Here is a 21,462-nt window from a genome sequence, read left to right as displayed (position 1 = left end):
TGGGTTTCAGCCTGGGTCTCAGCTTCTATCTCAGCCCGTGTTTCAGCGCGTGCCTCAACCCACGCCCGAGTCCGCCTGGCACACGGCCGGCGCGCCGCCATTGCATTTCGGATTCCTGCTGTTGCCGAATTTCTCAATGATTGCGTTTTCCGGCGCGGTGGAAGTGCTGCGCATGGCCAACCACCTCAGTCGGCGCGAGCTATATCGCTGGTCTGTCATGACGCTGGATGGCGCGGAAGTCGAGGCCAGCAACCACTTGCCGATCGGACCGCTGGCTCCGTCCGGAAGGGAAGACGGCTGGGACGCGGTATTCGTCTGCGGCGGCATACAGGTGCAGGACCACGTCAGCGAGCCCGTCGTCAGGCTGCTTCACGGACTGGCCCGGCAAGGCGTGGCGCTGGGCGGCATCTGTACAGGCAGCTATGCGCTGGTCAAGGCCGGCCTGATGACGGGCTATCGCTGCGCCATGCACTGGGAAAACCTGTACGCCGTACGCGAGGAATTCCCTTCCGTTGAACTGACCGACGAACTGTTCGCGATCGACCGCGATCGCCTCACCAGTTCTGGCGGCACGGCACCCATCGACCTGATGCTGGGCATTACGGCGGAGCGCTTCGGGATGGCGCTGGCCGACGGCGTGTCAGAGCAGTTCGGCCTGGATCGGATCCGGGCCTCCACCGAGCCGCAGCACATTCCCATGGTCGCCAGGGTGGGGTTCAACCGCGAAGAACTGGTCAACGTGGCCCAACTGATGGAAGCGCATATCGAAGACCCGCTGACGTTCAAGCAGATTGCCGGCCAGATCGGCCTGTCACAGCGGCAGTTGCAGCGCATGTTCAAGTACTACCTGGGGATGTCGCCCATGCGCTACTACCTGTGGTTGCGGCTGCTGCGCGCCCGCGAACTATTGCTGCAGACGCGCATGACCATCATGGGCGTGACGGTAGCCTGCGGCTTTCAGTCGCCTTGCCATTTCAGCAAGGCGTACCGCGCGCGTTTTGGCCGTTCGCCCAGCATCGAGCGGCGCTTCATTCGGGGCTAGGGCGGGGACATCAGGCGGGCAGCATGGCGTGCGGGTCAATCACGAATTTCTTTGGTGCGCCCGCGTCGAAAGCCGCGTAGCCATCGGGCGCGGCGTCCAGCGTGATGACCTGAACTCCCACCACCTGCGCGATATTGATGCGGTCCCACAGAATGGCTTGCATCAGCGCGCGGTTGTATTTCAGCACCGGTGTCTGGCCGGTGTGAAAACTATGCGCCTTGGCCCAGCCCAGTCCGAAGCGTACCGACAGGCTGCCGCGACGGGCGGCGGGGTCCTGGGCGCCCGGGTCGTCCGTGACGTACAAGCCGGGGATGCCGATGCGGCCGGCAACCCGGGTCACGTCCATCAAGGCATTCAACACGGCGGCGGGTGCTTCCGACTGCGACCCGGTAGCGCCGTGTCCGCGCGCTTCGAAGCCCACGGCGTCGATGGCGCAATCCACTTCCGGCGTGCCTAGCAGCGCCGCAATCTGTTCGCCCAGCGTGGCGTCCAGGGACAGGTCGGCCGTTTCGAAGCCGACCTTGCGAGCATGTTCAAGCCGCAAGGCGTTCATGTCGCCCACGATGACCACGGCGGCCCCCAGCAGGCGGGCGGAGGCGGCGGCCGCCATGCCCACCGGACCCGCGCCGGCCACATAGACGGTGCTGCCGGGGCCGACGCCCGCGCTGACCGCGCCGTGGAATCCCGTCGGCAGGATGTCCGACAGACAGGTCAGGTCGCGGATCTTCGCCATGGCCTGGTCTCGATCCGGGAAGCGCAGCAGGTTGAAGTCGGCATACGGCACCATGACGTACTCGGCCTGGCCGCCTATCCAGTCGCCCATGTCCACGTAGCCGTACGCGCCGCCCGCGCGCGCGGGGTTCACGGTCAGGCAGACGCCGGTGTCTTGCTCCTTGCAGGTGCGGCAGCGGCCGCAGGCCACGTTGAACGGTACGGAAACCAGATCGCCCGCCTTCAGCGTTTCAACGTCGCGGCCCACCTCGATGACTTCGCCGGTGATCTCGTGCCCCAATACCAGGCCCTTTTGCGCCGTGGTGCGTCCACGCACCATGTGCTGGTCGGACCCGCAGATATTCGTGGACACCACTTTCAGGATCACGCCGTGCTCGATCTTGCGGCCACGTGGGTCCACCAGTTTTGGAAAGCTGATCGACTGCACTTCGACTCGCCCGTCGCCCACATACACCACGCCTCTGTTCGCTGCCATGTCTGCGTCTCCCTGCCGGCCGGGCCGGATGGATGCGGGCCCGTGCCCGCCTATGGCCGATTTTGGCAAGCCGTATAGCAGGCAACGCAGCCCGGCGCGACACGAACAAGCGGGTACGCGACAGGCGGGTACGTGACAGGCGCCCGGGCCACCCGGCCATTGGCGGGATCAGGCAAGTTCCCGTCCGACGGGGGAAGGAGCGGCGCGCGACTTCGGAGAAGAATGGGACCCTGCCTAGGAGCCATGATGAGCCGCTATTCCCTGTTCAGCCTGATCCGCAATGGGTTGTCGAACCATGATCGCTGGCCCCGCGCCTGGCGCAGTCCGGAGCCCCGGCGTGCCTACGACATCGTGGTCGTGGGCGGCGGCGGCCATGGACTGGCCACCGCGTATTACCTGGCCAAGGAGCACGGGCTGAAAAATATCGCCGTGCTGGAAAAGGGATGGGTGGGCGGGGGTAACACCGCCCGCAACACCACCATCGTGCGCTCCAACTACCTGTGGGATGAATCGTCCCAGTTGTATGAAAAATCGATGCAGCTATGGGAAGGGCTGTCGCAGGCCTTGAACTACAACGTCATGTTCAGCCAGCGCGGCGTCATGAACCTGGCGCACAACCTGCAAGACGTGCGCGACACCCAACGCCGCATCACCGCCAACCGCTACAACGGCATTGATGGCGAATGGCTGACGCCCGCGCAGGTCAAGGAAATCGTGCCGGCCATCAACCTGGACTGCCGCTACCCCGTACTGGGCGCCTCATTTCAACGCCGAGCCGGTGTGGCGCGCCATGACGCGGTGGCGTGGGGCTATGCGCGCGCGGCGGATCGGCTGGGCGTCGACATCATTGAAAACTGCCCGGTTACCGGCATTCGACGCGAAAACGGCGAAGTGCGTGGCGTGGAGACGGGCCGTGGGTATATCCAGGCCGCCAAGGTCGCCGTGGTGGCGGCCGGCCATTCCAGCGTGATCGCGGACATGGCGGGCATTCGGTTGCCGTTGGAAAGCCACCCGCTGCAAGCCTTGGTGTCCGAACCGCTCAAGCCGGTGCTGGACACGGTGGTGATGTCCAACGCCGTGCACGCCTACATCAGCCAGTCGGACAAGGGCGATCTGGTCATCGGCGCGGGCATCGACCAGTACGTCGGCTATGGGCAGCGCGGCAGTTTCCACCTGATAGAAAGCACACTGCAGGCCATCGTCGAGATGTTCCCCGCGTTCAGCCGGGTGCGCATGAACCGCCAGTGGGGCGGCATCGTGGACGTGTCGCCCGACGCCTGCCCCATTATTTCAACGACGCCCGTCAAGGGGCTGTACTTCAACTGCGGTTGGGGCACTGGCGGCTTCAAGGCCACGCCGGGGTCCGGGTGGGTGTTTGCCTACACGGTCGCCAACAATGCGCCGCACCGGCTCAATGCGCCTTTTTCCCTGGCCCGCTTCCAAACCGGCCATCTGATCGATGAGCACGGCGCCGCCGCCGTCGCGCACTGATTGCGGAGCTTGATCATGCTGATGCTGACTTGTCCCTATTGCGGCCCGCGCGCCGAAACCGAATTCACCTGCGGCGGCGAAGCCGATATCGTCCGCCCCACAAATTGCGACACGCTTACGGATGCCCAATGGGCGGACTACGCCTTCATGCGCAAGAACGTGCGCGGTCGGGCGCGCGAGCAGTGGCAGCATGCGCATGGATGCCGGCGCTGGTTCCTGGCCGAACGCGACACCATCAGCCACGAGTTCCATGCGTTCCACACGTTCGAGCACGCGGCCGGAGATCGCAAATGACGCAGCCCAATCGGATTGCACGCGGCGTCAGCATCGACCCCGCGTCTTCCATCGAGTTCACCTTCAATGGCCGTACGTACTTCGGGTGTCAGGGCGATACCCTGGCCTCGGCGCTGCTGGCCAATGGCGAACACTTCGTGGCGCGCAGCTGGAAGTACCACCGGCCGCGCGGCATCATGACGGCGGGCGTCGAAGAGCCGAACGCGCTGGTGCAGTTGGAAGAAGACGGTCACACCGTGCCCAACCCGTGCGCCACCACGATCGAACTCTACGAAGGCTTGCGCGCTAGCAGCGTCAATGCGGCGCCCGACCTGGAGCGCGACCGCATGGCGGTGTTCCAGCGGCTGGGCCGCTTCATCCCGGCGGGCTTCTACTACAAGACCTTCATGTGGCCCCGGCGTTGGTGGCCCCACTACGAACGACTGATCCGCAAAGCGGGTGGCCTGGGTCGCGCGCCCCGGCAACCCGACCCCGACCACTACGACAAGCGCTACGCTCATTGCGACGTCTTGGTGGTGGGCGCCGGGCCGGCTGGCCTGGCCGCGGCGATGGCGGCGGCAATGGCGGGTGCCCGCGTGATGCTGGTCGACAACCAGGCGGAACTTGGAGGCAGCCTGCTCTCCAATCCGGCATTGATCAATGGCGCGGCCAACCTGGACTGGATCCGCCAGACACAGGCAGAGCTGCAAGCCATGAAGGAAGTGCGCATCCTGACGCGCAGCACCGCGTTCGGCTATCACGACCAGAATCTGGTGACGGTGTGCGAACAAGTGACCGACCATCTACCCCTGTCGCAGCGTCGGGGCGTGCGCCAACGGCTATGGAAAGTGCGCGCCAGGCAAGTCGTGCTGGCGACCGGTGCGCACGAGCGGCCGCTGTTGTTCGGCAATAACGACCTGCCGGGCATCATGCTGGCGTCGGCGGTGTCGACGTATGTGCGCCGCTACGCGGTGCTGCCGGGACGGCGGGTGGTGCTCTATACGAACAACGACGGCGCCTACCGCACCGCGCTTGATCTGCGCGAGCAAGGCGCGAACGTCACCGTGATTGATCCGAGACCGCCGGGGCGGGGCGCGCTGCCCGATGCGGTGCGCAGCGCGGGCATCGAGGTTCGCAATGAATCGGTGGTGCTGCAGGCCCGCGGTGGGCGGCAGGTGTCCGGCGTGGTGTTGGCGTCGTATACCGCCGGCCGGGCTGGCCCGCCGAATGCCAAGCTACCCTGCGATCTGGTAGCGGTGTCGGGCGGCTGGAATCCGGCCTTGCATTTGCATGCGCAGTCGGGCGGTCAGACGCGCTGGGACGATGCCCGGGCCTGCTTTGTTCCCGAGGGTTCACGGCAGGCGCAGGTTAGCGCGGGCGCGGCCAATGGGGATTTTTCGCTGGCGCAGGCGCTACATGGCGGCGCCATGGCGGGCGAGCTCGCGGCAACACGGGCAGGGCTGAACGGCGCAAGCCCGTTATCGTGGCGCACCACTGATATCGCCGAAGATCCACTGCTGCCGATCTGGCAGGTAGCAAACCGGCAGCGTCCCGGAAGCGGCGCCAAGCAGTTCGTTGATTACCAGAACGACGTGACCGTGGCCGACATCCACCTGGCGGTGCGCGAGGGCTATCACTCAGTCGAACACGTGAAGCGCTATACCGCCATGGGATTCGGTACTGACCAAGGCAAGCTGGGCAACATCAATGGCGCCGCCGTGCTGGCCGACGCGCTGGGCCAGACCATCGCGCAGACCGGCACCACGACCTACCGCCCCAACTACACCCCCGTCACCTTCGGCGCGCTGGCGGGCCGCGAACTGGGCGACTTTTTCGACCCCATCCGCAAGACCTGCATACACGAATGGCACGTGTCCCAAGGGGCGGCGTTCGAAGATGTGGGCAACTGGAAGCGGCCTTGGTATTTTCCGCTGGCGGGCGAAAGCATGCAGGCCGCCGTCGCCCGAGAATGCCTGGCCGTGCGCAATGGCGTCGGCATGCTGGATGCCTCCACCCTGGGCAAGATCGACGTGCAAGGCCCGGATGCCGCAACCTTGCTGAACTGGGTCTACACCAATCTCTGGAGCAAGCTGGAAGTCGGCAAGGGGCGCTACGGACTGATGCTGGATGAAAACGGCATGGTGTTCGACGACGGCGTCACCATGCGCCTGGGCGAACATCACTACTTGATGAGCACCACCACCGGCGGCGCGGCGCGCGTGCTGACCTGGATGGAACGTTGGCTGCAAACGGAATGGCCGCATCTGGATGTGCACCTGACCAGCGTCACCGACCATTTCGCCACTTTCGCGGTGGCGGGACCGCGGTCGCGCGAGGTGCTGCGCGCGGTCTGCCCCGACATTGATTTTTCCAACGCGGCGTTTCCCTTCATGACCTTCCGCGAGGGCACGGTAGCGGGTGCCGGCTGGTCCACCCCGGCGCGCATCATGCGCATCAGCTTTTCGGGGGAGCTGTCCTACGAGGTCAACGTGCCCGCCAATCTGGGCCAGCATGTGTGGAAGGCGTTGATGGAAGCCGGCCACGAATATGGCATCACGCCCTACGGGACGGAAGCCATGCACGTCCTGCGCGCGGAAAAGGGTTACATCATCGTGGGCCAGGACACGGACGGGTCCGTGACGCCACAGGACCTGGGCATGGGCGGCATGGTCGCCAAGTCCAAGGACTGCCTGGGTAAACGCTCGCTCTTGCGCGAACACACGGCCAGCGACAAGCGCAAACAGTTTGTGGGCCTGCTGTCGCGGGACCCGGCCATTGTGCTGCCGGAAGGCAGCCAGATCATGAACCGGGCGAGTCGCGCGCCGATAGCGCCGATCATGCCGATGGTCGGCCACATCACATCCAGCTATATGAGCCCCACCTTGAACCGTTCGATCGCGCTTGGCCTGGTGCAGGACGGTCTGCAACGCATGGGGCAGCAGGTCGAGGTGGCGTTGCCTGGCGGCGGCTTCCTGCCGGCCACGATCGGCAGCCCGGTGTTCTACGACCCCGAAGGAGCACGCCAGCATGTGGACTGAAACCTATCTGGAATCGCCCCTGAAGGGCCTGGAGCCCGTTCACCGGACTGCCGAGACGCCAGACTCCGAGCGCTTACGCATCAGTGAGCGGCCATTCCTGGACCTGGCCGTGCTGCGCGGCAACGCGCGGTCGCCAGACTTCGCGAAGGCGCTTGAACGCGCGTTGGGCACGGCACCACCCCTGGCCCCCAACACAGTGGAGCATGGCCACCGACACCTGTTGGCCTGGATGGGGCCGGATGAATGGTGGCTGCAATCGCTGGCACCCGCGCGCCCCGCGCTTGAGCAAACGTTGCGCCCGGTGCTGCAAGGCTTGTCCGCCTGCGTGGTGGATGTCAGTAGCGGGTACACGGTGCTGGAACTGTCGGGCGAGCACGCGCGCGACGTGCTGGCAAAAGGCTGCCCGCTGGATCTGCATCCACGCGTCTTCGGCCCCGGCCAATGCGCGCAAAGCCACTATTTCAAGGCCGGCGTCATGGTGCGTGCGCTTGATGAGGGTGACATCGAAGTGGTGGTGCGCCGCAGCTTCGCGGACTATGTCGGACGCATGCTGTTGGAGGCGGGGCGGGAATACCTGCCAGCGACGCAACGCAACGAGCGCGCATGAAAAAAGGACCCGCAGGTCCATTCTTCAAAATTCGGTGGCGCGATGATACTGATTTGACGCTGTCAAGCGTGGTTTCAATTGGAGCGTGCTTATTTCTGATGCCATTTTTCTAACGCTTGCGCTGGCGATAGGATTTCAAATTTCCAATCAGAGGGTGGAGTTTCCAATAAATCCTTGTCGCCGCTCACGAGCCATTCCGCGCTGCCGTGCAAGGCGGTATGGATAAACATATCGTCATCGGGGTCGCGGCAGTACGTTGGCCGGGGCGCCGCAGGCAAATCGATCCATTGAGCCGCTGCGGCGAAGTCATGTAAAAGCAGACGTCGGCGATCCATGTCCAGATAACGGTCAAATTTTGGGCGCCACAGCCTGGTTTCCAGTTCCTCGACCGTTTCCCGTGAAAATACCAGCGTAGCGTGCTGCAGAAGACAATCCACAATCTGGGCTGGCGCAGATCGGGGAGACAGCGCTGCACTTATCAGGACGTTGGTATCGACGACAGCGCGTTCAATCGTCATCGGCCAGGAGCTGTTTCAGCTTCTCGTCCGTCAAGCCCTGGGCCGATGCCTCTTCGGCGGTTTGCTTCAGGGTGCGTCGCAGCCGATCTGCATAGAATGCGCGCATTGCCTGGTAGTCCTCCGCAGAAACCATCACGCCTACGACACGGTTACGTCGAGTGACCTGGATCGGCTCTCGTTGAACCCGGTCTATCAGCTCGCCGAATCGAGTTTTTGCCTCATTGGCAGTAAAGGTTCGCATTTCGACTCCTCATACAGTCCGTGGAGGCTAGGTTACTCTAGTCGTTCGATTCATTCAATTGGGTTGAATCGAACGATTCGATGCGTTTGGCAGCCCTCTCCGGCGAAATCTCAATACGTATAGGGGGAGTTTCGGTTTGCAGCGGGACGGGCGATATTGGGCGCGGCCGGGGTGGCACTGGCTTTGCGGCAAAGCATGTCCATTCGACGCGCGCGTTTCGAAAATGGACGCCAATAAAAATTGAGGGGTGTGGCCCCAGCCAAGCAGCAGCCGGTGGTGCAAAAAATAAAAAAGGCCAAAACAAAGTTTTGGCCTTTTTTAACATCCACGGAATCTATTGATCTCCATGGACAAAAATCCTGGAGCGGGAGACGAGTCTCGAACTCGCGACCTCAACCTTGGCAAGGTTGCGCTCTACCAACTGAGCTACTCCCGCAGTTTTTTTCTTGCAGTACTTCAGCGCTTGCCGTACCGGTTTCAACACCGTTTTTTTGCAAGCGAGGCGGAAGTATACCTAATTTTTTGAAAAATGCACGCCGGCCGTTTGCGTGCGTGCAGGCGCACGTGCGCGCTTGGGTTCAGTCGTGCGCGGTTCGGCAAGCCGGCGCGTCGGGCGGCGCCAGGCCATGCGCGCCAGCGTGTCGTCCCGGAAGATGTAATGGTGGCCAAGCGCCGCAACGATGTGCAAGGCCAGCAGGCCGTACAGCGCCCAGGTAAGCATGTTGTGAAGCCATACCGTGGTGGCGACCAGGGCGGGGTCGGCCGAGACCAGGCGGGGGAACTCCAGGCTGGTGAAGGGCACGGGCACGGCAAGGCCCTTGGCGTTGACGATGACCCAGCCCACCAGACACGACGCGAAGATGAACGCGTAGATGCACAGATGCACCGCGTGGGCGCAGGCATCCTGCATGCAGAAGCCGTCGCCCACGGCACGGCGGCGCGTGATGCGCACCACCGTCCGCACCAGCGTGACCACAAGCAGGGCCATGCCGCAACCAATGTGCACGATCATCACCGAGCGCATGGATACGCCCGTCTGCGCCGTCAGCAGATGGCGCAATTCACCGGCAAGCACCAGGATGCTCATCAAACTGACGCTTAGCCAATGCAGGGCGATCTGCGCTTTCGTGTAGGCCGGGGTGGCCTGTGCAGCCAGGGCGGCGTGGGGGGATTGCATGGTCTTCCTTCTAGCGGGGCCAGCCTGCTCCCGCTTGCCGCGGGGCCTGGCTCAAGAGGCAAGATTGAAGCGCCGCCCCTGTTGCCGCGCCATCTTCCTCAACACTTCTTAAAGCCCTCCCAGCCCCCTCCGGCTAGCGATTGAGGCTCTCTTTAGAAACGTTGTTGGCCTATCGCCCGCATGGAAATATGCCGGCCTGCGTAGAGATTTTTCCGCCTTTGAAGCGTCCGGTCACGCCGGCGCTCGGACCCGCATCGTTCCTCACGATGCTCGCCTCTGCCCGCACTTCACTCCAGATTGCCGCAGCGCGGTGATCGCTCAATCAGAAAAAGTGGACTCATGAAGACTCTTAACTTCCGACGCCGTCTTGGCCTGCAACAGGGCTTTACCTTGCTGGAATTGCTGGTCGTGCTGTTGATCATCGCGTTGCTGGCGGGCTATGTCGGCCCCAAGCTGTTCTCTCAGGTTGATCGCGCCAAGGTGCGCGCCACGCAGGCGCAAATGAAGACGCTGGGCGACGCCCTGACGCAATACCGCCTGGACGTGGGCAGCTATCCCACCACCGAGCAGGGCCTGGAATCCTTGGTGAAGGCGCCCCAGGGCGCGCCCAACTGGCATGGCCCTTACCTGGCCAAGGATGTGCCCGCTGATGCATGGGGCCGCCCTTATGTCTTGAATGTGCCCGGGCGCAGCACGGATGCTGAAGTCGTTTCTTTCGGCGAGGAAGGCCGGGCGGGAGGCAGCGGTGAGCTGGTTTATGGCCTCTAAGTCGGCGGCGGCCGTGCTCGTCGGGATGACGTTGTCCACCGCCGCCGCCGCCAGTTGCTGGCAGCAATCAGGCGATCGCCATGGCGTGGACCCGCTGCTGCTGTATTCGATCGCGAAGGTGGAGTCGTCCCTGAACCCTCGCGCCATCAACAACAACACCAACGGCACCCAGGACGTCGGGCTGATGCAGATCAACAGCATCCATCTGCCCGGCCTGGCCAAGCGCGGCATCACACGCCAGCGCTTACTGGACGAACCCTGTCTGTCCATCGACGTGGGCGCCGAAATCCTGGCGGGCTTCGTCAAGCGCTACGGCTACACCTGGCGCGCGGTCGGGGCGTACAACGCCGGCGGCGCGGCCAATCGCGAAGCGGCACGCAAGCGCTACGTGAGCCGCGTGTGGCAACACTATCTGCAACTGAGCCAGGCGCGCGACGCTCGCTATCGCCAGTCGCAACACGCGGAGCGTTGACATGAATGAATTCCGGATCCGCTTGCTCAAGCAAGGAACGCTGCGCGTGCACACCGTGCGCGCCTCCAGCGAAAACGAGGCACGCGCGCAGTTGAGCGATGCCGACGGCATGGTTCTGGACATTCAACGTTCGGCCGTGCGCCGTGGCATCAAGTCGCGCGGCAAGAAGGCCTTTTCGCTTGGGCTGCTGCTGCAAGAATTGTCCACGTTGCTGGACGCCGGACTGGCCTTGATCGAAGCGCTTGAGGCGCTGAGCGACAAGGCCGGTAAGGGCAATAAGGCGTTGCAGGCATCGCTGGGCCAACTGCTGCGCTCGCTGTATCAGGGCCAGCCGCTGTCCAAGGCGATGGAGGCTCAACCCTTGGTGTATCCGGCGCTGCTGGTGGCAACCGTGGCGTCGGCCGAAGGCAGCGGGCAATTGCCGGTGGTGCTCAGGCGCTATCAGTACTACGAAACGCGGATCGAAAACATCCGCAAGAAAGTGGTGGGCGCGCTGGTGTACCCGCTGGTGGTGATTGCGGTGGGCTTTGGAATCTTGCTGTTCATGCTGTTCTTTGTCGTGCCGCGCTTTGCGGTCGTATTCGAAAGCATGCGCACCTTGCCGGCCACCGCCGAGGCCATGTTGTGGTGGGCGCGCCTGGTGCAGTCCGACGGTCATTTGCTGGGCGCGGGCATCGGTGCAAGTCTGCTTGCCGCCGCGTTGGCGCTGCGCACGCAGACGGTGAAGGCGGCGTTGATGAATCTGTTCTGGCGGCTGCCCAAGCTGCGCGACGTGGGCAACTTGTTCGTGCTGGCGCGCTTTTATCGCACGGTCGGCTTGTTGATTGAAGGCGGCACCCCCGCGTTGCAGGCCTTTGAACTGGCCGACCGCATCTTGCCGCCCGCCTATGGCGAACGCCTGGACCTGGCGCTGCAGGAATTGCGGGCCGGACGCAGCGTGTCGGAGACCTTGGCGCGCCATGGCTTGACGACGGCGGTGGCCGAACGGTTGCTGCGCGTGGGCGAGCAAAGCGGGGACTTGGGCGGCATGTGCGAACGCATCGCGCAGTTTCACGATGGCACGCTGGATCACGCCATCGAAGTATTTGGAAAGGTGTTCGAGCCGCTGCTGATGCTGGTTGTCGGCGGGCTGGTGGGCACCATCGTCATCTTGCTGTACATGCCCATCTTCGAGATGGCCGGGAGTCTTGGATGAACGTAATGCACGAATTCGAAATCAGTCAGGAGGATGGCGCAATGGAAAGCACGACCGTGGCCGACGAGGCATGGTGGCTGTGGCGCGAGCGCGCGGCGGAACTGAGCCTGTCCCTGGCCGACTATCTGGACGAGGAATTGGCGCGCCGCCCGCAACTGCTGCCGGTGCTGGCGCAGGCCTTGGGTATGGAGCCCTTGACCGCCGAGCAATGCCGCCAGGCCGCGCCGCGCTTTGACGTCTTGCCGCTGGCGGACGCCATGGCGTGCCGCGTCGCGCCCTTGCAGGTGGATGGCGAATTCCTGCTGGCCATGGCCGCGCCGTTCTCGCGCGATGCGCGCCTGAAGCTGCAAGCCATGCTGTCCGCCCATGCGCTGCGCTTTGCCGTGTGCCCCACCGGCGTGGTGGATGCCTGGTTGAAGCAGGCCGAGGCCACCGAGCGCGTGCTGGACGGCGTGTCCGTGGACATGGCGGACGACTCGCTTGCCAAGGCGGTCGAATCGATTTCCCTGGCCTCGCTGGCCAAGGACGAAAGCCCGGTGATCCGCCTGGTGAACATGACGCTCTACGACGGCCTGCAAAGCCGCGCCAGCGACATCCATCTGGAGTCTGACGAGGAAGGGCTGTTGATCCGCTATCGCATCGACGGCGTGATGCTGCGCATCCGCAAGGTGCCGGGGCAGGTCACCGCGAACCAGGTGATGTCGCGTCTGAAAGTGCTGTCCAGCCTGGACATCGCCGAAAAGCGCGTGCCGCAGGACGGCCGCTTCAAGGTAGTGCTGCAAGGGCGGGAAGTGGATTTCCGCGTGTCCATCATGCCGGGCAACCATGGCGAGAACGCCGTCTTGCGTCTGCTGGACCGCTCGCAGCGTGGCGACAAGCTGAACCTGGATACCTTGGGCTTCCCGGCGGAAACGGCGCGCCGTATCCGTGTGCTGGCGCAGTTGCCCTATGGGCTGACGCTGATCACCGGCCCCACGGGCAGCGGCAAGTCCACCACCTTGTATGGCGCCTTGTCCGAACTGAACAGCGGCGACGAAAAGCTGATCACCATCGAAGACCCGGTGGAATACGAGATGAGCGGCATCCTGCAGATTCCGGTGAACGAGAAAAAGGGCCTGACCTTCGCGCGCGGCCTGCGCTCCATCCTGCGCCATGATCCGGACACCATCCTGGTTGGCGAAATCCGCGATGCCGAAACGGCGGCCATTGCCGTGCAGTCGGCGTTGACCGGCCACCGCGTGCTGTCGTCGGTACACGCCAACGATGCGTTCAGCGTGATTGACCGTTTTCTGTACATGGATGTGGAACCCGCCACGTTCCTGGAATCGCTCAACGGCGTGGTGTCGCAGCGGCTGGTGCGGCGCTTGTGCCCGCATTGCGCGCCGCCGGGCGAGGCACGTGCCGGCCCGGGTTGCGAAGCCTGCCGCCACACGGGATTCCTGGGCCGCATTGCGCTGGCCGAGGTCTTGCGCCTGGATAGCCGCATGAAGACCGCGCTGCTGGATCGCTCGCCCGAGCGTCGGCAAGAGGCGCTGGCGCAGTGCGCCGATTATCAATCGATGCGCGATGCGGCCCACGAGGCCGTCGCGCACGGACTGACGACTTATCAGGAGGTTTGCCGTGCGGTCGCTATGGAATGAACAAGCCGTTCTGATCGATGCTGAACATGTCAGCCTGTTGTCGCCGACGAAGGCGGTGGACGATCGTCTGAAGTGTGGCCACGGCGGTGAACCGGCCGAGGCCGTGGCCGCCTTGCTTGCCACTTGCACGCGGCTGCGCCCGTGGTGGCGCAACCGCGTGCATGTCTGGCTGGGCTATCCGTGGGTGCATACGCTGCTGCTGCCGTGGCAGCCGGGCCTGCCTGGCGGCGATACGCACTGGCGCGGCTACGCCCAGGCGCTGCTGCGCGAGCGCGGCATCACCGTGCAGACGCGCGTGCGGTTGGGGCCGGCGCGCCATGGGCATGCGCGGCTGGCCGTCGCGGCGGACGCACTGATGCTGGATGCGCTGGAAGGCAAGTTGCGGGAACAGAAGTGGACGCTGGCAGCCTGCCGCGACCTGTTGTCCGCAAGCTTGCAACGTTATCACCGCCCCGCGCGCACCGAAGGCGCGTGCCTGGTGCTGGCGGAGGCCAGCGCGGTGACGTGCCTGTGGCCATCGGCGCAGGGGTGGGACGACATGATCACCTTGCAGCGCTCGCCCGGCCAGTCGCACGCCTCGGCGGTTGCCGGCGCGCAGGCGCTGTGCAACCAGCCCATCGTGCCGGAATGCAACTGGACGTCAATCTTGGCGCCGGCGGATCTTTCCTTGCCGCCGCAAGCGCGCTGGCTGGGCTTTCCGCACGCCATGTTGGGAGCGCGATCATGCCCGGTCTGAAGATGAGCAAGCTAGATTTCACCAAGCGCGGCGCCACGCAACCCTGGGCCGCCATCATCGTGCTGTTGTTGCTGTGCGTGGCCCTGTTGAGCGCGTGGCGGGAATGGGACGTGTGGGCGTTGCGAGTGGAAGTCACCCGCTCCGAGAGCCAGTTGGTCGAGCGTCGCATGCAGCACGAACGCGAGCAGCGCCGTGCCCTGGCGCAGTCGCCGGAAGAAAAGAGGGTTGATGCAATGCTGTCCGCGCAAAGCGCCGAGGACCGGCTGCGGCCCGTCCTGCTTCGCGCCATCGAACACGCCTGGAGCCCGCGCCTGGCTGTGATGAACCTGAAGGTCGAGGGGGCTGGCAAGTCCGTCCAGCTTGAATTGATGACGGTGGACCTGACTGAAGTATTCGCCTTCGCGGCTCGCTTGAACGCCGAATCAGGCATGCGCGCCACGGTAGTTCGCCACGGCATCAAGTCGGGTGATCCCAACCTGGCCACGATGTCTACCGTGCAGGTGGAGCTGCGATGAAATCCTTTACTGAAATTCGTCGTCGCCTGGCCGCGCTGCGCCAGCGCGAGGCCGGTTCGCCTTTGCGGTGGCATTGGCAGTGCTGGGCCGAGCGGCTCGGGCGGGGCGGGCTCCTGGCGCTGGTGGCCTTGTGGGTCTTGATCGTGCATTTCGTTGTGGTGTTGTGGCCGGAGAAGGGTGAGCTGCGACTGCGTGCCCTGGAACTGCATGCCGAGATCCATGCCTGCACCCCGCACGTCGCGCCGTCCGGCAATGACATGGACGAACTGCGCGTGCAACTGCGCCTGGACCCGGATGAACGCAAGCTGGCCGTGATGGAGCAGTTGGTGCGATCGGGCTTGTTGCTGGTCGACATCCAGTATCAGGGCGAAGACACCATCCAGGGTCGGTTGCGCCGCACGTCGGTGGACATCACCGCCGTGGGTTCCTACCAGGACCTGAGCGCGGGCTTGCGCAAGCTGACCGACGAGCCGCTGCTGCGCCTGGAGTCGCTGTCGCTGGACCGGCAACGGCCGGAGAACATGCTGGTGAACGTAAAGATGCGCTTGAGCATGTTGGGGGTGGTGTGATGAAGCGATGGATGACCGCAGTGTTTGTCGCCCTGGCGCCCGGCGCCGCCGTGCTGGCCGAGCCGGCACGCGAAGTGGATCTGTTTCCGTCGCAAAGCTGGGCCTCGTTGTTGGATCGCGGCAATGCGCAGGCGCAGGGCGACGCCGCCGACGCCGCCACGGCGCAGGCCGAGGTCCCGGCGCTTGACCTTGCCCTGCCGACCATGCCCGAGGGTAACGGCGCGGCCAGCATGCCGGCGTTCATGGCCATTGGCGAATGGTCTGACACCGGCCGCCGCATCGTGGTGCTGGCGCATCAAGAGCAAACCTATTTGCTGTGCCAACGCTGCGACATCGCCGGTGCGGTGTGGCCCGGCGGCATGGTGGCGTCGCAGTACCGGTTCAAGGCGCTGGAACCGCAGCGCGTGGTGCTGCTGGATGCGCAGGGTCGGGAACTGCATGTGGACCTGGCGCCGCTGGCGCAATGAGCAAGACGCTCATCGAAACGAACAATTATTTTGGGAATGGCAAGAATCATGATTGCAAAACCTGTTGTATTGGCCGCGTTCCTCAGCCTGTTGCTGGGTGGATGCGCGGCCCCGGAATCCCTGAAACGCGCGCTGGGCGGCGAGCCTGCATCGACCGCTGACCGCCTGGCCGCCGGCCGCGCAAAGCTGGACAAGAACCCCAACGATATCGAGGCGGGCAAGGATGTGGCGCGTGACGGCGTCGCGCTGTCGCGCGAGATCCTGCAGCGGGTACGCGTCAAGATGGAGGCGGGCGATGACGAAGCCGCCCTGCAAGACGTGCTGGAGTTGTTGACGATCACCCCCGGCAATATGCGTGCCCAACAGCTCAAGACGCAGTTGGAGCAGCGTGTGCACCTGAACGCCGAGCTGGCCGAAGCGGTCAGGCTGCAGTTCGACCACCCGCGCGAGGCGCTCTACAAGGTCAACCGCATCTTGCAGGAGCAGCCGGGGTTTCCGTCGGCCGAAGCGCTGCGCACGCAACTGCAGCGCCGCGACGTGGGCCGTCAGTCGGTCAAGCCGCGCCTGGCGGATGCGCTGCGCAAGCCCGTTACGCTGAACTTCAAGGCGCAGCCCATCGTGCAGATCCTGGACACGATTTCCCTGGCGGCGGGCGTGGACTTCGTGCTGGACCCGGACGTGCAGACCAGCATGCCGGCCAGCATCATGGCCCGACAGACCACGGCGGAAGACGCCATCAACCTGCTGTTGCGCACCAATCAGTTGGAAAAGAAGGTGCTGGATGCCCACACCTTGCTGATCTACCCGTCGCGTCCGGACAAAGACAAGGAATACCGCGAGCTGATGGTGCGGGTGTTCTACCTGAACCATGCGGATGCCACGCACGTGCTGGCGGCGTTGCGGCAGATCAGCGCGCCCAAGAACGTGCATCTGGACGAACGCGCCAATGCCGTGCTGGTGCGCGACACGCCGGAAGTCATGGCGGTGGTGGAGCGCGTGGTGGCGGCGCTGGACATCGCGCAGTCCGAAGTGACGATGGACGTGCAGGTGCTGGAAGTCAACGCCAGCGACGAGCTTGAAATCGGGGTGGACTACCCCAGCGACTTGCGCTTTTCCGTGCTGCCGCAAGGCGAAAACGGCAGGATCACGGTGGGTGACCTGTTGGGGCTGAACCAGGGCAAGATCGGCGTGACCAGCCGCAATGATCTGTCGGCGGCGCTGAACCTGCTGCAAAAGCGTGGCAAGACCAAGGTGTTGGCGAACCCGAAGATCCGCGTGCGCAACATGGAAAAGGCCAGCATCAAGATCGGTGAAAAGGTGCCGGTCGTGACGACGACCAACGCCAATGGCGTGGTGACGGAATCCGTGAACTACCAGGACGTGGGCCTGATCCTGCAGGTGGAACCGCGCATCAGCCTGAGCAATGAAGTCAGCGTGAAGGTCAGTATGGAAGTCAGCAACCTGAAGGGCGAGGTCAAGACGGCGGGCGGCGGCATCGTCTACCCGATGAGCACGCGCAACGCGGAAACCGTGATGACGGCACGTGACGGTGAAACCCAGGTGCTGGCGGGGCTGGTCAACCAGCAGCAGACGCGCAGCAGCAGCGGTGTGCCCGGACTGAGCGTGATGGGCTGGCTGGGCAGCCTGTTCGGTGGCCAGAAGAAGACGGACCAGAACACCGAGATCGTGCTGCTTCTGACGCCGCATATCGAACGCTCGATGGCATTGCCGTCGGCGGCCGACAGCTACTTTCCGTCGGGCACGGAAGCGCGGGTCACCGTGATGCCGATGACCACTCAGGCGCCCGCCGCCGCGCCGGAAGCACCGGCTGCGGCGGGTGATGCCCCGGCGCTGGATGCGGCGCTGACCAAGCCGCCTTTCTAAGGACGGGTCATGCGCAAGCAATCGGGTTTCACGCTGATCGAGATGATGGCGGCCATGACCTTGCTGGCCCTGCTGTTGAGCGTCGCGCTGCCGTTCTCATCGCTGGTCAAGCAGCGCGCGCTGGAGCGCGAGCTACGCCAGAACCTGCACACCATGCGCGACGCGATCGACGCCTACTATCAGGCCAGCCGCGAAGGCAAGGTTGACAAGCCGCTGGACCGCAGCGGCTACCCCCCCGACCTGGAAGCCCTGGTCAAGGGCGTGCAGAACAAGACGGACCCTAATGGCGGCATGTTGTATTTCCTGCGCCGCCTGCCGGCCGACCCCATGTGCGAGAACTGCGAAAACCGCGCGGCGGCCGATACCTGGGACACCCGAAGCTATGACAGTTCGGCCGACTCATTCTCATCGGGCCGTGATGTGTTCGATGTGCGTTCAAAAAGTCAACGTAGAGGTCTCAATGGCGTTCCGTACAAAGATTGGTAAGCGCGGCTGCGCCGGCTTTACGCTGATTGAACTGATGGCGGTCATGGCCATCATCGGTGCGCTGATGTCGCTGGTAGCGCCGTCGTTTTTCAAAAGCAACGATCGCGCGCGTGAAACGGTGCTGCGTCACAACCTGCAATCGATTCGTCACGCTATCGACGATTACCGCGCCGACCATGGCAACAATCCCGATTCGCTGGATGTGCTTGTCGCCGACAAATACCTGCGCGAGCTTCCCATGGACCCGGTGACAGGCAAGCGCGACAGCTGGTTGCCGCAGAACGGGGATGCGCCGGGCGTGAACGATGTAATCAGCGGCGCGACCGGCAGGGGGCTGGATGGGTTGGACTATGCGCGGTGGTGATCGCGGTGCGTTGTCGCGCCGTCAGGCGGGCTTCGGCTATCTGATGGTGCTGATGCTGGTAATGGCGGTGGCCACGGGGCTGACCGCGGTGGTGCAGCCATGGTCGATGCAAAAGCTGCGCGACCAGGAGGCCGAGCTGCTTTTCGTCGGTCAGCAATATCAACGAGCGTTGGCTTCGTATTACCTGTCCGGCACCGCGCCGGCCTATCCCAAAACCATGGAGGCCTTGCTCAAGGACGACCGCGTGTCGTTCACGCGTCGCCATTTGCGCCGTCTTTATGCCGACCCGATTACCGGCGGCACCGAGTGGGGCATCGTGAAATCACCAGATGGGGGAATCATGGGGGTATATAGCCTGTCGGAACGAAAGCCGATCAAACAGGACGGGTTTGCCGCGGAGCTGGGGGATATGTCGGGAAAATCCAGTTATCAGGATTGGAAGTTTGTCTTCATGGGGATTAATTAAAGCCTGCTTGGCAATTTCTAAAAGCTGGTTAAAGGCGCGCCAGGAATTTGTTGATAATCACCGGATTATCTTTGGTCTTTCACAAAGAAATAGCCCCATATTAAGGACTTATTTTCATATCTTGACATTTGGCTTTCCAGTTTTGGCTTTGAGAAATTTCTTATTGTTGTGTCTATCCCAGCATGAAATCATTCTGTCGGGGTATCAATGTGATTGCCGTAATAATAAAAGTCTTCGGGAATTGCGCTTACATAAGATCGGACTCAATGCTTGTCGCCATCCTTGAAGATTCGCCCACTCAAGTCGAGTGGGTCACCAAACTGCTGCAAAGCCACGGCCACCAGGCGTTCTCCCGCCGCGACGGCGATGGCTTCATCGCGCTGTTGCAACAACAGAAGGTTGACGTTGTGCTGCTGGACTGGGAAGTGCCTGGCGCATCGGGCCTGGCCGTCTTGAAGTGGGCGCGATGCAACCTGGCGCCTTCCATGCCCATCTTGATGCTGACGCAGCGCGACGACGAAGAGAGCATCGTGCAGGCCTTGAACATGGGCGCCGACGACTACCTGCAAAAGCCGGTTCGCGAACGCGAATTGCTGGCCCGCATGAGCGCCCAGTTGCGCAAGTCGCAACGCGGCGAAGCCTCCGCGTTGCAGTTCCAGGTTGGCCATTTCGCCTTCAACCTTGAAGCCAAGACGCTGACGGTGGATGGACGCCCCGTGACCTTGCCCACGCGGGAATTCGATCTGGCCACGATGTTGTTTCGCAGCCCCGGCCGCATCATCACCAAGGACGCCTTGTGCCAGCAGATCTGGGGCACCGTTGACCGTAAATACGACGCGAGCCTGGCGACGTACGTCAGCAACCTGCGTTCGGCGCTGGGTTTGCGCTCACGCAACGGCTATGTAATCGCCACTGTGTACAACTACGGCTACCGCCTCGAACGCATGTATTGAGCCAGCGGGCGTTCGCCCCGGCTTGCCTTGTGCCACGCCATATCGGCAACTTTGCCGGAACATTGCGGCACACCCAATCCCTTCCAATCGCTGTCCGCGCCTTCCGGGCGCCGCCGGTCCGACCGCGCGTTGCACGCGCCGCCGACAACTTCCGAGCCTGACGATGAAATTCCTGATTTGGCCTTATGCGCGCCTGGGCGCCAGAAAAAACGATGCGCTGCTGTTCTGCAATCTGGGCATCATCTTGCTTTGCTTCGCCGTGCCCAGCGATGGGCGGCCACTGACCGCCGCGGCGCCCGGCGTGCTGGCTGACTTTGGAATCCTGGCGGCCCTGGCCTTGTTCAGCGTGATCGCCGGCCAATCAAAAATGCGCTTTCGCGCCTTGGCCTGGCTGATCGGCTTCTGGCTGTTGGCCGCCTTTGTTGTGATTTCGGCGCGTCGCTGGACGCCGGTGGTGGCGCCGTTAGTGGGTCTTGCCTTGGCGTACATCTGCGTCGTCCGCTGGCGCATGGCGACCCGCAACGCTCGCCGCGAACGTGTCTTGTCCGACGGCGCGGTATCGACGGAGCCGCTTGCCATGCGGAACGCCAAAGCGAATTGCGCCCGTGATAACGAAGTGATGCTGCAGATGATGCATGACCTGCGCAGTCCGCTGTCGACGATCCTGGTGATGGTGGACAAGCAAAGCGCGGAAAGCAACGATCCCAAGCAGGAAGCCTTTGCGGAATCGGTGCGGGAGCTGGCTCAGTACAGCTTGACCGTCGCCCAGGACTTCATGCATCTGTCTCGCGCTGAACGCCTGGACAAGGCCAATTTCCTGCCGGTTTCGCTGTTGGACATCGGCCAGGAAGCGGCCGACCAAGCCATGCTGTTGGCCGAACAAAAAGGCATCGACGTGCGAGTCCGCGAATGCGGCGAGAAGCTGTGGGTGTCGGGCGACTATTGCATGTTGCAGCGCGCCGTGATGAACCTTTTGGATAACGCGATCAAGTATTCGAAGGCTGATACGCGGATTACGTTGTGCCTGAAGCGCCAAGGCGATATGGCGCGCATCAGCGTGATTGACGAGGGCATCGGCATTGCCGAGTCCGTCATGCCGCAACTCTGCCAGGCGTTTTTTCAGGTGGATCCGGGTAGTCGTGATGGGGTGGGAATGGGCTTGGCGCTGGTCGCAACGGTTGTCGACGCCCATGGTGGAAAGCTGTCGGTCGATTCCCGCCCAAACGAAGGAAGCGAGTTTTCACTCACGTTTCCGGTGATGGTGATGCCATGCGTCGAAACCGAACACCGAGAGCCTCGCTCTGCATTTCGAACCGGCCTTAAAGCCGCCTCATGAACAAGCGCCCTTGCGGC

At 63.5% G+C, this 21,462-nt stretch carries 23 protein-coding genes and 1 tRNA gene; 19 read left to right on the top strand and 5 right to left on the bottom strand.

Going from position 1 to position 21,462, the window contains the following annotated elements:
• Positions 1-49 precede the first annotated feature (49 nt).
• Positions 50-1,042: a GlxA family transcriptional regulator gene (locus tag CVS48_RS01130; RefSeq protein WP_242001129.1), complete on the top strand. Its 993-nt coding sequence runs from the start codon at positions 50-52 to the stop codon at positions 1,040-1,042.
• A 10-nt stretch (positions 1,043-1,052) separates the two neighbouring features.
• Here the strand turns inward: CVS48_RS01130 and fdhA are convergent, their stop codons facing one another.
• On the bottom strand, positions 1,053-2,249 hold the full coding sequence (gene fdhA, locus CVS48_RS01125) for a formaldehyde dehydrogenase, glutathione-independent (protein ID WP_100852887.1): 1,197 nt from the start codon (positions 2,247-2,249) through the stop codon (positions 1,053-1,055).
• 246 nt (positions 2,250-2,495) lie between these two features.
• Between fdhA and CVS48_RS01120 the strand changes: the two genes are divergently transcribed.
• The 4 genes from CVS48_RS01120 to CVS48_RS01105 are packed head-to-tail and all read left to right on the top strand — an operon-like array spanning position 2,496 to position 7,658.
• Positions 2,496-3,740: a sarcosine oxidase subunit beta family protein gene (locus CVS48_RS01120; RefSeq protein ID WP_100852886.1), complete on the top strand. Its 1,245-nt coding sequence runs from the start codon at positions 2,496-2,498 to the stop codon at positions 3,738-3,740.
• A 15-nt stretch (positions 3,741-3,755) separates the two neighbouring features.
• The gene (locus CVS48_RS01115) at positions 3,756-4,034 is read left to right on the top strand and encodes a sarcosine oxidase subunit delta (protein WP_100852885.1); all 279 of its coding nucleotides are present in this window, start codon (positions 3,756-3,758) and stop codon (positions 4,032-4,034) included.
• A complete protein-coding gene (locus CVS48_RS01110) occupies positions 4,031-7,051 on the top strand; it encodes a sarcosine oxidase subunit alpha family protein (protein ID WP_100852884.1) in 3,021 nt (1,006 codons plus the stop codon). The genes CVS48_RS01115 and CVS48_RS01110 overlap by 4 nt, the downstream gene beginning before the upstream one ends.
• Positions 7,041-7,658 carry a sarcosine oxidase subunit gamma gene (locus CVS48_RS01105; RefSeq protein ID WP_100852883.1) on the top strand — a complete coding sequence of 206 codons (618 nt, stop codon included), beginning with the start codon at positions 7,041-7,043 and terminating at the stop codon, positions 7,656-7,658. Before CVS48_RS01110 ends, CVS48_RS01105 begins: the two co-directional genes overlap by 11 nt.
• Before the next feature lie 89 nt (positions 7,659-7,747).
• Here CVS48_RS01105 and CVS48_RS01100 read toward each other — a convergent pair whose 3' ends face one another.
• From CVS48_RS01100 to CVS48_RS01085, 4 genes are all read right to left on the bottom strand, one after another.
• On the bottom strand, positions 7,748-8,176 hold the full coding sequence (locus tag CVS48_RS01100; protein ID WP_100852882.1) for a putative toxin-antitoxin system toxin component, PIN family: 429 nt from the start codon (positions 8,174-8,176) through the stop codon (positions 7,748-7,750).
• Positions 8,166-8,417: a type II toxin-antitoxin system Phd/YefM family antitoxin gene (locus CVS48_RS01095; protein ID WP_100852881.1), complete on the bottom strand. Its 252-nt coding sequence runs from the start codon at positions 8,415-8,417 to the stop codon at positions 8,166-8,168. The genes CVS48_RS01100 and CVS48_RS01095 overlap by 11 nt, the downstream gene beginning before the upstream one ends.
• Before the next feature lie 360 nt (positions 8,418-8,777).
• A tRNA-Gly gene (locus CVS48_RS01090) sits at positions 8,778-8,853 on the bottom strand.
• Between the two features lie 78 nt (positions 8,854-8,931).
• Entirely contained in the window at positions 8,932-9,594 is a 663-nt protein-coding gene (locus CVS48_RS01085; protein ID WP_100852880.1) for a cytochrome b, read from the bottom strand.
• A 339-nt stretch (positions 9,595-9,933) separates the two neighbouring features.
• Here CVS48_RS01085 and gspG point away from each other — a divergent pair, with 339 nt between their 5' ends.
• From gspG to CVS48_RS01015, 14 genes are all read left to right on the top strand, one after another.
• On the top strand, positions 9,934-10,362 hold the full coding sequence (gene gspG / locus CVS48_RS01080; protein ID WP_100852879.1) for a type II secretion system major pseudopilin GspG: 429 nt from the start codon (positions 9,934-9,936) through the stop codon (positions 10,360-10,362).
• On the top strand, positions 10,352-10,834 hold the full coding sequence (locus tag CVS48_RS01075; protein WP_050447264.1) for a lytic transglycosylase domain-containing protein: 483 nt from the start codon (positions 10,352-10,354) through the stop codon (positions 10,832-10,834). The genes gspG and CVS48_RS01075 overlap by 11 nt, the downstream gene beginning before the upstream one ends.
• Before the next feature lies 1 nt (position 10,835).
• Entirely contained in the window at positions 10,836-12,029 is a 1,194-nt protein-coding gene (locus CVS48_RS01070) for a type II secretion system F family protein (RefSeq protein WP_100852878.1), read from the top strand.
• Positions 12,030-12,070: 41 nt separating this feature from the next.
• Positions 12,071-13,669, top strand: coding sequence for a GspE/PulE family protein (locus tag CVS48_RS01065; RefSeq protein WP_167400931.1), 1,599 nt, complete (start codon positions 12,071-12,073; stop codon positions 13,667-13,669).
• Positions 13,650-14,405, top strand: coding sequence for a hypothetical protein (locus CVS48_RS01060; RefSeq protein ID WP_100852876.1), 756 nt, complete (start codon positions 13,650-13,652; stop codon positions 14,403-14,405). The genes CVS48_RS01065 and CVS48_RS01060 overlap by 20 nt, the downstream gene beginning before the upstream one ends.
• The gene (locus CVS48_RS01055; RefSeq protein WP_100852875.1) at positions 14,393-14,920 is read left to right on the top strand and encodes a hypothetical protein; all 528 of its coding nucleotides are present in this window, start codon (positions 14,393-14,395) and stop codon (positions 14,918-14,920) included. Before CVS48_RS01060 ends, CVS48_RS01055 begins: the two co-directional genes overlap by 13 nt.
• The gene (locus tag CVS48_RS01050) at positions 14,917-15,489 is read left to right on the top strand and encodes a hypothetical protein (protein WP_100852874.1); all 573 of its coding nucleotides are present in this window, start codon (positions 14,917-14,919) and stop codon (positions 15,487-15,489) included. The genes CVS48_RS01055 and CVS48_RS01050 overlap by 4 nt, the downstream gene beginning before the upstream one ends.
• Positions 15,490-15,500: 11 nt before the next feature.
• A complete protein-coding gene (locus CVS48_RS01045; protein WP_111886320.1) occupies positions 15,501-15,956 on the top strand; it encodes a hypothetical protein in 456 nt (151 codons plus the stop codon).
• A gap of 48 nt (positions 15,957-16,004) precedes the next feature.
• Complete coding sequence (locus CVS48_RS01040; RefSeq protein WP_167400930.1) at positions 16,005-17,840, top strand: secretin N-terminal domain-containing protein; 1,836 nt, start codon at positions 16,005-16,007, stop codon at positions 17,838-17,840.
• Positions 17,841-17,849: 9 nt separating this feature from the next.
• Complete coding sequence (locus CVS48_RS01035) at positions 17,850-18,326, top strand: type II secretion system protein (protein ID WP_100852871.1); 477 nt, start codon at positions 17,850-17,852, stop codon at positions 18,324-18,326.
• Positions 18,301-18,690: a type II secretion system protein gene (locus CVS48_RS01030; RefSeq protein WP_100852870.1), complete on the top strand. Its 390-nt coding sequence runs from the start codon at positions 18,301-18,303 to the stop codon at positions 18,688-18,690. Before CVS48_RS01035 ends, CVS48_RS01030 begins: the two co-directional genes overlap by 26 nt.
• Positions 18,665-19,156 (top strand): type II secretion system protein, encoded by a 492-nt coding sequence (locus CVS48_RS01025; RefSeq protein WP_242001130.1) that lies wholly within the window; start codon positions 18,665-18,667, stop codon positions 19,154-19,156. The genes CVS48_RS01030 and CVS48_RS01025 overlap by 26 nt, the downstream gene beginning before the upstream one ends.
• A 266-nt stretch (positions 19,157-19,422) precedes the next feature.
• Complete coding sequence (locus CVS48_RS01020; RefSeq protein ID WP_100852868.1) at positions 19,423-20,109, top strand: response regulator transcription factor; 687 nt, start codon at positions 19,423-19,425, stop codon at positions 20,107-20,109.
• Between the two features lie 22 nt (positions 20,110-20,131).
• Positions 20,132-21,445, top strand: coding sequence for a sensor histidine kinase (locus CVS48_RS01015; protein WP_126376257.1), 1,314 nt, complete (start codon positions 20,132-20,134; stop codon positions 21,443-21,445).
• Positions 21,446-21,462: the final 17 nt, after the last annotated feature.

This window comes from Achromobacter spanius (genome assembly GCF_002812705.1).
Lineage (GTDB): Bacteria > Pseudomonadota > Gammaproteobacteria > Burkholderiales > Burkholderiaceae_B > Achromobacter > Achromobacter spanius.
This window is presented reverse-complemented; position numbering and strand designations above follow the sequence as displayed.